12 protein-coding genes are annotated in these 13,044 nt (G+C 44.3%); 7 read left to right on the forward strand and 5 right to left on the reverse strand.

What is annotated here, in order from left to right; genetic code table 11:
* Positions 1–94: 94 nt before the first annotated feature.
* From FW759_RS07735 to gspK, 4 genes are all read left to right on the forward strand, one after another.
* Complete coding sequence (locus FW759_RS07735; RefSeq protein ID WP_446442638.1) at positions 95–922, forward strand: prepilin-type N-terminal cleavage/methylation domain-containing protein; 828 nt, start codon at positions 95–97, stop codon at positions 920–922.
* 3 nt (positions 923–925) lie between these two features.
* On the forward strand, positions 926–1,429 hold the full coding sequence (gene gspI / locus FW759_RS07740) for a type II secretion system minor pseudopilin GspI (RefSeq protein ID WP_446442639.1): 504 nt from the start codon (positions 926–928) through the stop codon (positions 1,427–1,429).
* Complete coding sequence (gspJ, locus tag FW759_RS07745) at positions 1,426–2,259, forward strand: type II secretion system minor pseudopilin GspJ (protein WP_446442640.1); 834 nt, start codon at positions 1,426–1,428, stop codon at positions 2,257–2,259. Before gspI ends, gspJ begins: the two co-directional genes overlap by 4 nt.
* 69 nt (positions 2,260–2,328) lie before the next feature.
* Entirely contained in the window at positions 2,329–3,396 is a 1,068-nt protein-coding gene (gene gspK, locus FW759_RS07750; RefSeq protein ID WP_446442641.1) for a type II secretion system minor pseudopilin GspK, read from the forward strand.
* 21 nt (positions 3,397–3,417) lie between these two features.
* Here the strand turns inward: gspK and FW759_RS07755 are convergent, their stop codons facing one another.
* From FW759_RS07755 to ychF, 4 genes are all read right to left on the reverse strand, one after another.
* Positions 3,418–4,098 (reverse strand): TetR family transcriptional regulator, encoded by a 681-nt coding sequence (locus FW759_RS07755; RefSeq protein ID WP_062844261.1) that lies wholly within the window; start codon positions 4,096–4,098, stop codon positions 3,418–3,420.
* Positions 4,099–4,198: 100 nt separating this feature from the next.
* Entirely contained in the window at positions 4,199–5,617 is a 1,419-nt protein-coding gene (locus FW759_RS07760; protein WP_443504862.1) for a deoxyguanosinetriphosphate triphosphohydrolase, read from the reverse strand.
* A 155-nt stretch (positions 5,618–5,772) separates the two neighbouring features.
* Complete coding sequence (locus FW759_RS07765) at positions 5,773–6,315, reverse strand: hypothetical protein (protein ID WP_095568648.1); 543 nt, start codon at positions 6,313–6,315, stop codon at positions 5,773–5,775.
* 135 nt (positions 6,316–6,450) lie between these two features.
* Positions 6,451–7,542 carry a redox-regulated ATPase YchF gene (gene ychF, locus FW759_RS07770; protein WP_131392265.1) on the reverse strand — a complete coding sequence of 364 codons (1,092 nt, stop codon included), beginning with the start codon at positions 7,540–7,542 and terminating at the stop codon, positions 6,451–6,453.
* 268 nt (positions 7,543–7,810) lie between these two features.
* Between ychF and FW759_RS07775 the strand changes: the two genes are divergently transcribed.
* From FW759_RS07775 to FW759_RS07785, 3 genes are all read left to right on the forward strand, one after another.
* Positions 7,811–9,976 (forward strand): ATP-dependent helicase, encoded by a 2,166-nt coding sequence (locus FW759_RS07775; RefSeq protein ID WP_446442642.1) that lies wholly within the window; start codon positions 7,811–7,813, stop codon positions 9,974–9,976.
* Between the two features lie 205 nt (positions 9,977–10,181).
* Positions 10,182–11,429, forward strand: coding sequence for an NAD(P)/FAD-dependent oxidoreductase (locus FW759_RS07780; RefSeq protein WP_062844266.1), 1,248 nt, complete (start codon positions 10,182–10,184; stop codon positions 11,427–11,429).
* A gap of 59 nt (positions 11,430–11,488) precedes the next feature.
* Positions 11,489–11,827, forward strand: a complete 339-nt coding sequence (locus FW759_RS07785; RefSeq protein ID WP_062845869.1) for a RidA family protein — start codon at positions 11,489–11,491, stop codon at positions 11,825–11,827.
* 80 nt (positions 11,828–11,907) lie between these two features.
* Here the strand turns inward: FW759_RS07785 and FW759_RS07790 are convergent, their stop codons facing one another.
* Positions 11,908–13,044, reverse strand: a complete 1,137-nt coding sequence (locus FW759_RS07790) for a glycerate kinase (RefSeq protein ID WP_446442643.1) — start codon at positions 13,042–13,044, stop codon at positions 11,908–11,910.

The following is a 13,044-nucleotide window of genomic DNA, read 5'->3' on the forward strand; positions in this document are numbered from 1 at the left end:
TATGGCGACACCTGCTACCTTGTTCTTTTAGCGTACTGCTACTCATACCATTGTATACACAACAACCTGCTTATTATGGGCTTATAGGTGCAATATGACGGTCACTGCCAAGACCCAGTCCAGCTCAGCGACCAGTGACTATACTGCCTTAATCCATGAAAGTCTGTCATATGATACAACAGGTATCAATGCGTTGGATTACCCTCATCTTAATGAACACGCTTCGCTAAAAAATCTTGTTTCACCCACCACTCACATGCTTTACTTGCCACGTTCACAATCAGGGTTTACTTTGGTTGAGATTGTCGTTGTCGTCGTTATTTTATCCATCTTTGCTGGCATGATGAGCTTATCCGTTGGTAGTAGTGAATCTCGCAAAAACCGCGCATTTTATGAACATCTTACCGATTCATTAAGCTATGTTCGACTGTTATCGGCGGAGCGTATGCAACCAATGGGTCTAAGCTTGCAAGCTGATAAGCAAGGTCAGGTTGCGCCTGTGATTGTCACTTTATCAAACGCTTATATTGCTTATCAAACACCTGAAATCACCTCCAATAGTATGGACAGTCGTCCTAAAAACGCAATGGAGTTATCGTCGTACCTGACAGGTATGTCTGGTACGACTGGTGAACAACAGCCTACGCCAAGCTGGGAAGTTGAGCCAGAGGTCAGCTTGCCTGAGTTGCCTACTGGCGTCAGTCTGCGGATACAGAGTTTGGACTCTGGTAACGTACCAAATACGAATCAAAATCAGACACTACAACCTTGGTTTGCCAGTCAAGCCGTACCACAGATATTATGGTTTGGTACTGGGCAAGCGACACCAGTGACCATTGAAGTGATTCATAATTCGCGCTTGGTGGGGGAGGTGATTACGATTATGCCTGATGGTAGTATGATGATCGGGCAGGAGTTATAATTGATGTCTCCTTTATCCAAATCATCTCCTGCTGTTATCAAGAAAGCATCTTCTAAATCCAAACACGAGCATGGCTTTACTTTGATCGAAGTCATGGTTGCCTTAGCCATTTTGGCAGTGGTTGCTGTTGCTGCGAGCCGTGCAAGTAGTGCGTATCTCAGCTCTGTCGATACATTGCGTACTCGCACGCTGGCCCACTTCGTCGCACAAAATGCTGCGGCCGATTTACATATTCAAAAGACATGGCTAACCGCAAATCGTACACAGATAATCAATGCTCAAGGTCGTGATTGGCAAGTGGTGATGACAGTCAGTAATGCCATCACGCCTGCATTAAAAAAAGTAAATATTGCTGTTGCCCCTATGGTGGAAGGACAGACGCGTAACGTCGTGACAGATATTGATGTGATCTTAAGCAATCCTGAGCAAGACATGGGCAGTTTGGATCTGGGTAATATGAGTAGTCAGAGCGCAGGTACGTCAGGACAAATAGGGGACAGCCTATGAAGCATCAGCATGGATTCACTCTGCTTGAGCTCATGGTTGCTATGGCTATATTTGCCATGCTAGCGGTAGCAGGATGGCAAGTGTTTAGTAGTGTCAATCGCGCTCGTGAGCGGGCACAATTTCATGCCGATAATTTGGCTGTGTTGCAATATGCCTATTTGCAGTTGCAGCAAGACATGAGTCAGATCATCCCTTACCAAGCAGTTGATACTCAATCAGATAATATTGCAAATAACAGTCTCAACGCGGATAGCCAAGCCAACGAGAAAGCGCCAGAGCCTTTTATGAGTTTGGATGGTGAGCATGTCAGCTTTGTACGCTATGCCGATCCTGATCCGCGTTATCAAAGTAGTGCCAGTATCCAGCATGTCGAATACGTTTTTGTAGATGAGCGCTTGATTCGCCGTCAATACACCAGCCTAGGCGGTGAACGTGACAGTATCAGCTTAGATAGCGTGTTGCTTGAAGGCGTGACTGATGGACGTTGGCAAGCCTATGTACCAGAGTTAAGCACCAAATTCCCTAATGAAAACAACAGTAATAGTAGTGTGAATAGTAGTGCTACGCAGATAAATACTGATGGCAGCGCGAAGTCTGAATTGCCTTTACTACCAAAAGGCACGGCTGTTAGTTTCACTTATCAAGATATGCCAATCACTTGGCAATGGGCGCTTGCCCCTCAGCCGATACCACGTAGTTATAAAAGTGCCAGTAACAATCAAAACCCTTCTAATGACCAAAACCTTCCTGACGACCAAAATAATAACAGCGACCGTACTGGCAACGACGCTCAAAGTGGCTCCAACGATGGCGTAGAGAACAGTGATTGAGAAGATAATATCAATTGAGAAGGTAACGTTAAAAATGTACCACAGGATCAATAACCAAGGCGACCACTTATGTCAATGACAGCGCATTCTCAGCGCGGCGTAGCGCTCTTGACTATCTTACTATTGGTCGTCAGTATCACTGTGGTCGCAGGTGCCATGCTTGCCAGTCAAAAAATTGCTATTAGGCGCAGTGGTTTGTTGTTTGATCAAAATCAATTACTACAAGACATTAGTGCTGGTCAGCAATTAGCGCTTACCATGATTCGTGCTGATAATAAGCTGAATGATACGGACAGCGCACAGGACATTTGGGCACAGCCGATACCGCCATACGCCTTGGGTGGTCATAGTATTGGTATTGAAGTGCGTGATGAGGCCAGCCGCTTTAATATTAATAATTTGTATCAAAATGGCGCGGTTGATACAGCTGCTGTCGCCATGTTTCAAAGACTGTTGACTCAATTAAATCTAGAGCCTGATATTGCTATTGCGGTACTTGATTATCAAGACAGCGACAGTGAGGTATATAAAGATGGCGGTGCTGAGGATGCGGTGTATACGCAGCAATCGAATATGACCTTACCAAATCAGTCTTTTGTAAGTATCGATCAGTTGCAAGAGGTACGAGGCGTCACCGCTGAGGCATTAAAGACACTGCGTCCGTATATTACGGCGGTACCTTACTTTGTACCAGTGAATGTGAATACAGCCAACCCTGTGTTGCTAGCTGCCTTAATGGACGGTGGCACAAGTGAGCAGATGCAAGGGCTGGTCGATATGAGATCGAAGCAGGCAATCGCAACCATCGATGATCTGTGGCAATTACCCGTGTTGAGCAGTTTGGATGACGCGCAGCGTAAAGATCTTTCGACCTTATTAGCAGTAGACAGTCAGGCATTTTTGGCGCTGATTACGGCCACCGATAGTGGCAGTATCGGTCAAACCAGACAACGCTTCGCAACCGTACTGATTAGCAAAACGCCAACTGACGTCAGCGCTGCAGAAAGTAGTAATGGCAATGCTAATAATGGCGGTGCCGATAGCGCTAATAATAATAGTGGTACTGATAACAAGGAAAAAGCCAAGACCATTGAGATAGTGACACAGCGCCTTTGGGCTTTTAGACCCAGTTTTTGACAGGTATCAAAAAGCCAATGATTAATCTTTCAAACGAGTCTCTTCACTCGACTTCCAGTTATAAGCACCATAAAACAGCATCTGCGCTTGGCGAGTACAGTTATGTAGCATGAGATGCTTATTCTCTTCAATCTCATTCAAATCGACCTCATCGTCATGATCTTCTGTATAGGTCAGCTCTAGCCAGTCGATGATCCAAGAAAAGAACATATTGACACCCGCTTCAGCCAATAAGCGACGGTCATACCCATTGATGTGAGTAAAGGCTGGCTGCAGCGCCAAATCTTCCGCTAAACTGTGTGCGTGTTTTTTAACCAGCTCATTGATGGCTTTGCGCACGGCTTCTGAGCCGCCATAACGCTCACTGACTAAAAATTGCCAGTAATAAGGCTGATCGCTGACCATATACAAAAACAGCTGAATACTTTTTGCAATTTGGCGATCAAAGCTGCGTTTGCGGCCTATTTGTAAGCTGTCGCTCAATATGGCCAACGTACCGCCCAGCTCTTCTACCACAAGCGCACGACCTAGCGACTCCATATCATCAAAATGTCGATAAAATGCAGTTGGCACAACCCCTACCTCACGGGTTACCTGCCTGAGGCTAATAGAGCTAAAAGACTGTCCTGTCATACACAGATCGAGCACTGCATTAAAAAAGGCGTGCCGAGTCTGAAGTTTCTTTTGTTCGCGACTGCTCATAATGGTTCAAAATTATCCGATAGGGGTTTATCATACTCATTTCAGCGCACAAATACGACTGAAATACGCAAATTGTTTTAATCCGTTCAACTGGTACGCACTACACCATGGTTCCCCAATGCCCTTGTAGCTCTTGCGCCAAACGATACGCTTCATGATCATTCATACCTGTAACAAAATCCAATATATTTAAGATATTATGATAATGATTGTCTGTAAGTTCGCGGTGATGCTCATCAAGATGGGGTTGGAGTAATCTAAGTAGGCGCTGTTGTTCAAAGGACATAGAGAATGATGTGGGTGCCGTTTGATTGCTTGTCCAAGCAAGTGGCATAAAGGCATCTAGTAGACGATGTAAGCATTTATTTGCCATTAACTCCATTCTGACTTTGCTTGGGTGATTAAATATCTGCTCACGTGCCAGTTGTTTGGCTTGATGGATGCCATTTTGCACGCTTGCTTCACAATGATCGAACAAACTACCGTGCAGCTTGCCAGCGAGCAAAGCGTCATTATTATCGACAAAAGCATCGGTCACGGTATTGACCAGACGCATCATGGCGCGCGCACGTAATGAAGCCAAACTTTGTCTGACCGACATATGGGCTGGTAGTTGAATATCGCTAGGGCGTTCGCCGATTAACTCATAAAAGATACTGGCCACATCGGTATAGGTGAGCATATTCAAATTGATGCCATCTTCTAAATCAATCAAGGCGTAACAAATATCATCAGCTGCTTCTAGCAAATACGCCAGCGGATGACGGGCAAAGCCATCGTGCTGCTCTGAGCGAGGTAAGTGTAACGTTGCAGCCAGTACTTCTAACTGTGCTGACTCGCTATTAAAACAGCCAAATTTTTGTACGTTACTGGCCATATTGGGGTTATTAACATCGTTGCTGTGAGTGGCAAGCCAAGGGTACTTCATAAAAGCACCTAGTGTGGCACAAGTCAGCCGCATGCCATCTTTATCAGGATGATGCTCGTTGCGCACCAATAGTCGAAACCCCTGTGCATTGCCTTCGTATGCCAATAGATCCAGTTGCTCATTTGTGCTTAGGTTTTGCAAAATGGCTTGAGGATTGGGTTGTCGAAACCAATCACGAATGGCGTATTCTCCCGCATGACCAAAGGGCGGGTTACCGATGTCGTGAGCAAGACAGGCGGCTTGTACAATAACGCCAACGTCAGCAGGGGAGACTCCAGCAGGGAGACCACTGCTTAATTGGTCATGTAGTTTTTCTGCCGCCATCATACCTAAAGAGCGTCCGATACAAGAGACTTCAAGTGAATGGGTCAAGCGAGTATGAATGCCAAGCTGATTGGTCAATGGATGAACTTGGGTTTTTTGATTGAGCTGGCGAAAAGAGTGAGAAAAAACCAGTCTGTCGTAATCTTTATGAAAGTGGGAGCGGGTGGTTTCACCAGCTTTAGGCGTTTTGGTTGAACCAAGTCGTTGAGCGCTGAGTAAGTGTGACCATTGTGTGGTGGTAGATGAGAACGATAGGTGGTTAGACATTATTATTATAATCCCAGTGATGAACGGACAGTATTTGTTCTATTGCTTCTTAGCATAGCAAAATAGTCGCACGGGTTCATCTGTTGTCGCTGCCTGATTTTAACCAGACAACGACGCATTTTAAGGGTTTAGTTCTATATGTTTAAGAATACACCTTAGCTGTCTGCTTTTTGGCAATCAAACAACACGGCTTCAGCCTCTGTAGCGACACTGCCATCCAACGTTTTATTTCTCAATACCGCTTTGGTGGCGTCAGCATTCAACTGCCATGTCATACCAGCATCATTCGCAATACCAATATCGGTCTCATACGCAGCACCAGTACTATTATTTTGAGGTAAGGTCATTGCGGTTAGATCGTACTCAACCCCATCGATCAATAAGTGGGCGCTGGTGGCAGGCTGTGCACTATCTTCAGGATCGTAGTGAGCTTCAATGGTTTGTTCAGGCTGGCAGTTATAGGTTGTCATGTCTGCATGGTCATGATGATGTCCTGCATGATCGTGCTCGTCGTGGCTGTGTTCGTGATCATGCTCTTCATGGTCGTGGTCTTCGTGCTCAGCATGGACGTCCTCTGTCGTTGTCGCTTCACTAGGAGCTTGCGAAGACTCGGTCTTTTGTTCACAGCCTGCGCCTGCCAATAGAAAAGCCACGCAAAGTAGAGCCGTTTTAGAGTGAGTAGGGGTAAGCGCTATCATGGAAAATGCCTTTACAGATATAAAAGTAGGTGGATGAAAGTTACTAGTTTGTTACGTTATAATATAACATATAAACCATAAAAAAAACCAACATAGATTGCTCTACATTGGTTTTTACGTTTAAGACAAGGTATATTACACGTTAAATCTAAAGTGCATCACATCACCATCTTGTACGATATAGGTTTTGCCTTCTAGGCGTGACTTACCAGCGGCAGCCGCACCTTTTTCACCGTTATATTCAATAAAGTCATCATAAGCAATGACTTCAGCACGAATGAATCCGCGCTCAAAGTCCGTATGAATTACGCCAGCGGCTTGCGGCGCTGTGGCACCTACGGCTACTGTCCACGCGCGTACTTCTTTGACACCAGCGGTAAAATAAGTCTGCATATCAAGCAGGTCATAGCCGCCACGAATTACTTGATCAAGGCCAGCCTCTTCCATGTCCATCTCAGCCAAGAAGTCTTTTTTGTCGTCTTCGTCGAGTTGGGCAATTTCAGATTCAATTTGATTACATAGAGCGATGACAATAGAGTCTTCACCCGTGGCATAGTTACGGACGGCATCTAGATATGGATTATTTTCAAAGCCATCTTCAGAGACGTTGGCGATGTACATGGTTGGCTTTAGCGTAATCAAGCCATAGCTTCTGATGAGTTTCTTCTCATCGCTATCAAGGTTTGCCGCGCGTGCTGCTTTACCTTCTGCTAATAATGGCTCAACTTTTTTAAATACATCAAGCAATGCTTGCGCGTCTTTATCACCACCTTTAGCTTTTTTAGTTTGGTTGTGGATTGCACGCTCAACGGCTTCCAAATCTGCCAATGCCAATTCGGTATTGATGGTTTCGATATCATCAATCGGGCTGACACGGCCATCAACGTGCACGACGTTGTCGTCATCAAAACAGCGTACCACATGGGCAATCGCATCGGTCTCACGAATATTGGCTAGGAACTGGTTGCCCATGCCTTCGCCTTTAGACGCGCCCGCGACCAAACCTGCGATATCCACAAACTCCATCGTCGTTGGCAATACACGCTCAGGATTGACGATGTCAGCCAGTTTTTTTAGACGTGGGTCTGGTACAGGTACGATACCTGTGTTGGGATCTTTGGTACAAAATGGAAAGTTTTCAGCGGCGATACCCGCTTTGGTCAAGGCATTAAACAGGGTGGATTTACCCACGTTTGGTAGGCCGACGATGCCGCAATTAAAACCCATAACGTTCTCTCATTGTATTAATAAAATCAGTTGATGTACAACTTGCTCAAATAGTAAATCAAAATTGCGCATATTGTAGCAAATTTCACTCAATAGGGGTGAGGTTGTTATATTGGATAAATGGATTTTCATGACACAGCATCTGTCAGGTTAGCTACTCGCACTATTATGATAAGCTAGGACTTATTGCTTACGTTAAACGATTATTCAGTGGCGTTACTCTAACTATCGAGCGCGCTGCAAACCCCATCAAAGGCAAGACCGTATCATGAAACCCACGATTTTTGACACACATCATTATAACTATCCACAAAACTTCATTGAGATGAAACCCAAGCTTGCGCGTCTTAAAAAAGCGATTGAGAAGCTTGAAGCCAACTTGATGACCGCAGATACTGACTTGTTGCAGCAACGGCTTGCCGATGATTTAGGACTAGAGATTGACTATGCCAGTGAGCTAAACGCTAATCAGCTCTTGGCTGCCACGACCATTGAAGGGAAGGTTTTGGTTATCGCGGGTGCAGGCTCTGGTAAAACCAAAACACTCACTTATAGAACCAGTTATTTGATAGAAAATGGCGTGTCGCCCAAAGAGATTTTGCTACTAACCTTTACCCGTAAAGCCGCCAATGAAATCAAAGGTCGCGCCAAGACCTTGCTGGCAAGTAGCCTCACGGGTGATGGTGAGAATCAAAAAGACAGTCAAGCGCTCAATGCGATTACCAGCGGTACTTTTCACTCATTTTGTATCCTTCTGCTGCGCCAATATTCAGGACTGCTTGGTATCAATCCAAGGTTTACCATTTTGGATACAGGCGATAGCGAAGATGCAATCGACTTGATTAATAAAGAGAAAAAATACGCAACCAATATCACTAGCCAAGCTTTTCCGCGCAAAAAGACGTTGCAAAAAATATTTTCCACGTCTAGAAATCGGCGTATCCATATCCGTGAATTAATTGAAAGTGGCTATCCCGATATTGCTACCCATATTTCTGCTATAGAACAATTGGCGATTGACTTTCACGAATACAAACGCGCCAATCATTTATACGACTTCGATGACATTATCGGCCAAGTGGTACGTCATCTAAAAACCAATGACAAATTCCGTCAGCTGCTCCAAACGCATTATCGTTATGTTATGGTTGATGAATATCAAGACACCAATATTCCGCAAAAAGAGCTGATTGATCTTATTTGTACTCCTGAATCGGTTTCACTGATGGTGGTCGGTGATGATAACCAAAGCATCTACGCCTTTCGCGGTGCCAATTATGAGAATATTCTTTTATTTGGTGAGACGTATCCTGATGCCAAGCTTATTAAGCTTGAGCAGAATTATCGTAGTACGCCTGCTGTCTTAAATTATATTAATGCCTTATCAGATGAAATTACATTAGGCTATCAAAAACAGCTGTATTCAGGCTCTCAAGTAGAGGGGGTGAAGCCTGTTTTTTGCCGCTTGAGTAACGAAACCAAAGAAGCCAAATATATCGCTGATAAAATCATCGCGCTAAAGTCAGAATATGATTATCAAGATTTTGCGGTATTGTGCCGAACGTCTTTTCAGTCTAATTATATACAGCTGGAATTTATGGATCGTCATATTCCATTCATTGTCGTCGGCGGTATTAAGTTCATTGAGAGGCGTCATATCAAAGATGTACTGGCATTTGTCAAAATCCTCTATAACCCCAACGATACCATATCTTGGCATCGTATCTTGACCTTGTTTAAAGGGGTTGGATCAGTCACTGCAACGCGTCTAACCCAAGCAATCACAGCGGATAACAATTCTTTTGAGCCATTACTGACCGCAAGATTTGCCAAAAAGAGCGATCAACTGATGCCATTATACAAGATGCTAAGCCAAGCCAATCAAGCGGACTCAGTTGAAAAAATTATTACGCTGATTCTTGAATTTTATATACCTGTCTTAAAAATCAATGAAGACAATTGGCGGGAGCGTAGTGAGGATTTCCGTGTCCTCACAAACTTAGCGAATGAGCATGACAGTCTTGATAGTTTTTTAGAAAATCTTGCACTCGATCCACCCAATGACTCAGTTGCCATCGCAGGCAAGTTTGAACAAGGCGATGCGGACACTGATAAACTAACCATCTCTACGATTCATAGTGCTAAGGGGCTGGAATGGCCTGTGGTATTTGTGAATGCATTGGTTGATGGTATTACGCCACATTACCGCTCATTGAGTGATTTTGCAGAGTTGGAGGAGGAGCGTAAATTGTTTTATGTTGCTTGTAGTCGTGCCAAGCATCGATTGTTTTTAACCGCGCCGGATTATTTTTCGAGTTACTCAGGATACTTTGACAAAGCCTCACGGTTTATCGCTGAGCTGTCCATAGACAAGGTCAAGGTAGAAACGATGAAACAGCCAGTGATAGAAAGTGATGAGCCAGTGTGGTGGTGAGTATTGATTCAGCAATCTTATTCCGTTTAAAAATGGCTTTTTGTTAAATGTATAACCAAAGATATGTCGTCGTGAAAATATTTTTTAGATAAGGGTTTAATATTCAGCGCAATGCGTTATATTACCACCTTATAATTTAGACCCTCTATTTTTACACTCCTATATTTTGACACACTGTATTAATATCCTATGAGAAGGACAGATTATGCGCTATGAAGTGATCGTTATCGGTGCAGGTATGGTTGGTACCTCAATTGCGTGGCATTTGCAAAAAAACAATTCAAACGTATTGTTATTAGATAAGAAGCTACCAGGATCAGAGACGTCATATGGTAATGCTGGATTGATTCAGCGTGAAGCCATTCATACGCATCCTTTTCCCCGTCAGCTGACTGAGATGATTCGAGTATTGCCCAATCAAGGTACGGATATTCGCTATCGTATTCCAGCCATTTTGCGTTATCACCAAGCGCTGCTTCAGTACTGGAAATACTCGACGCCTGCATCAGTTAAAAAAATTGAATCTGAGTGGCAAACGTTGATTGAGCATTGTACCAGTGAGCATCAGACCATGATTAGTGCATCTGGTGCTGATGAGCTGATTACTCGCGATGGTTGGTTGCAACTACATCGCTCGGAAGAGACGTTTAAAGAAGCACAAGCATCAGCCATTGATGCTCGTAACCAAGGCGTTGAGCATAATGTACTCAATCTCGAACAGCTAAAAGCCATGGAGCCGCGCGCCAACTTTGACGGTTTCGTTGGTGCTATCCATTGGTTGAATTCATGGCAAGTATCAAACCCAAGCTCGCTTGTAAAAGCCTATGCGAAAAACTTCCAAGAGATGCAGGGCACGATCAAAGAGACTGATGTCAAAGAAATCGTTCAAGATGCAGAAGGCTGGAAAATCATCACTGATAAAGATACTTATTATAGTGATAAATTGGTCATCGCTGCAGGCCCATGGTCTAATGATTTGATCAAACCACTTGGTTATAATCTGCCATTGTTCCCAATGCGTGGCTATCATCAGCATTTCAAAGTGACGGAAAAAAATACCATCCATCATAGTATGTTTGATATGGACAAAGGGTTTGTGATGGGTCCAATGCAGCAAGGTATCCGTATTACGACGGGTGCTGAGATGACCACCATGAATGCACCAAAGAACTTTGGTCAATTACAAACCGTATTGAAGCTTGCCAAAAAAATCTTGCCGCTAGAAGATGCGGTCGAGAGTGAAGCATGGGCAGGATCACGTCCTTGTATGCCGGATATGAAGCCAGTCATTGGTCCTGCTGATAAGCATGACAAGCTCTGGTTTGCATTTGGTCACAGTCATCAAGGCTTCACTTTAGGGCCGATGACAGGGCGTCTTGTTGAAGAGATGATTCATGAGAAGCCTTTACTGGTCGATCTTGCACCATTTAGTGCCCAGCGTTTTTCTAACTAAACGCGCGTTCAGCATATTTAGCACAGACTTAAATTTATAAATTGAAGGTATATGACATGATAAAAAAGCTACATAGTACTCCACGCATGAGCAGAATTGTCGTCCATAACAAGACCGTATACTTATGTGGTCAGGTCGGTAATGCAGAAGACGATATCAAAGCGCAAACATTGACTTGTTTGGAAAAAATCCAAACGTTATTAGAAGAAGTGGGTAGCGATAAGTCGAAGCTATTATCTGTCACGGTTTGGATCAAAGATATGGCAGACTTTGCCGCTATGAATGAAGTCTATGACAAATGGTTTGAAGGCATAGAGCCGCCAGCGCGTGCGTGTGGTGAGTCTGCATTGGCACGTCCTGAATTATTGGTTGAGATGATTGCCATCGCTGCTGAATAATAGCGGATTGTAGTACCTGTATTAAACAAAAAAGGACATGATATCGATATCATGTCCTTTTTTTAAATCATTAAAATCAGTTATTTCACACTTTGACCCAATCGCATGGCTGCGGCAATATTGACAGCGGTGGTTTCAATATTGTGGTAAGCGGCACTTAACACATTGTCAATGGAGTCTATCCTTTGAATACTAGGCATAACCACATCGAACTGAGTGGTTTGAGCAGGTTTTAGCCCATCAACACTACCGCAAATAGCGATAACTGGCGTATGAGTGGCTTTGGCAAGTTGGCTGATACCGCCCGCGACTTTACCCATGGCTGTTTGCTCATCAAGCTTACCTTCGCCTGTGATGACAAGATCAGCATCAGCGATATGCTGTGATAAGTTGGCAACTTCTGCTACCGTATCAAAACCTGATTTTAATTGAGCGCGGCAAAAGCTCATCAACGCATACCCAAGCCCACCAGCGGCACCAGCACCAGCAACTTCTTGACATCTCTCATAGCCATGTTCATTACATATAGTGGCAAAATGACCAAGCGCATTGTCTAAGTCGATGACTTGCTGAGGACAAGCGCCTTTTTGAGGGCCAAAAATAGCACTGGCACCAGATTCACCACATAAAGGATTGGTCACATCACAAGCCACTTCAAACACCGTGTTTAAGATGTCTGCATGAAAACGAGTATTATCCAGTCGCTGTAAGTTGGCAAGCTCACCGCCACCTTGACCCAGTACATTGTCATTAGCGCCATGAAACGTCATACCGAGCGCGGTTAGCATACCAAGTCCTGCATCATTGGTCGCACTACCGCCCAAACCGATGATAATGCGTTTGGAACCTTCACCCAAAGCATCTGCAATCAGCTCACCAACACCATAACTACTGGCAATAACAGGATTTCGCTCCGCGACAGTTAGTAGATGTAATCCGCAAGCCTGAGCAATTTCAATCACTGCAGTTGCATCTGGTAATAGCAAGTATTTTGCGGTAATGGGTCTCATCAGAGGATCATGTACACGCACTTCTTTCCATCGTCCGCCCAATACGTATGACAACACCGCTGACGTGCCTTCACCGCCATCAGCCATAGGCAGCAACGTATAATCAGCGTCTGGAAACACCTGACTAAATCCAGACTGAATGGCATGGCAAACATCCAATGCCTCTAAGCTTTCTTTGAACGAGTCGGGGGCGATTAAAATTTTCAT

The organism is Psychrobacter sp. 1176_08 (assembly GCF_052850615.1).

Excerpts from the sequence above, each read along its gene's own strand:
- gspK (WP_446442641.1), top strand. The coding sequence starts at position 2,329 with ATGTCAATGACAGCGCATTCTCAGCGCGGCGTAGCGCTCTTGACTATC.
- FW759_RS07755 (WP_062844261.1), bottom strand. The coding sequence starts at position 4,098 with ATGAGCAGTCGCGAACAAAAGAAACTTCAGACTCGGCACGCCTTTTTT.
- FW759_RS07760 (WP_443504862.1), bottom strand. The coding sequence starts at position 5,617 with ATGTCTAACCACCTATCGTTCTCATCTACCACCACACAATGGTCACAC.
- FW759_RS07790 (WP_446442643.1), bottom strand. The coding sequence starts at position 13,044 with ATGAAAATTTTAATCGCCCCCGACTCGTTCAAAGAAAGCTTAGAGGCA.
- gspJ (WP_446442640.1), top strand. The coding sequence starts at position 1,426 with ATGAAGCATCAGCATGGATTCACTCTGCTTGAGCTCATGGTTGCTATG.
- ychF (WP_131392265.1), bottom strand. The coding sequence starts at position 7,542 with ATGGGTTTTAATTGCGGCATCGTCGGCCTACCAAACGTGGGTAAATCC.
- FW759_RS07775 (WP_446442642.1), top strand. The coding sequence starts at position 7,811 with ATGAAACCCACGATTTTTGACACACATCATTATAACTATCCACAAAAC.
- gspI (WP_446442639.1), top strand. The coding sequence starts at position 926 with ATGTCTCCTTTATCCAAATCATCTCCTGCTGTTATCAAGAAAGCATCT.
- FW759_RS07735 (WP_446442638.1), top strand. The coding sequence starts at position 95 with ATGACGGTCACTGCCAAGACCCAGTCCAGCTCAGCGACCAGTGACTAT.
- FW759_RS07780 (WP_062844266.1), top strand. The coding sequence starts at position 10,182 with ATGCGCTATGAAGTGATCGTTATCGGTGCAGGTATGGTTGGTACCTCA.
- FW759_RS07765 (WP_095568648.1), bottom strand. The coding sequence starts at position 6,315 with ATGATAGCGCTTACCCCTACTCACTCTAAAACGGCTCTACTTTGCGTG.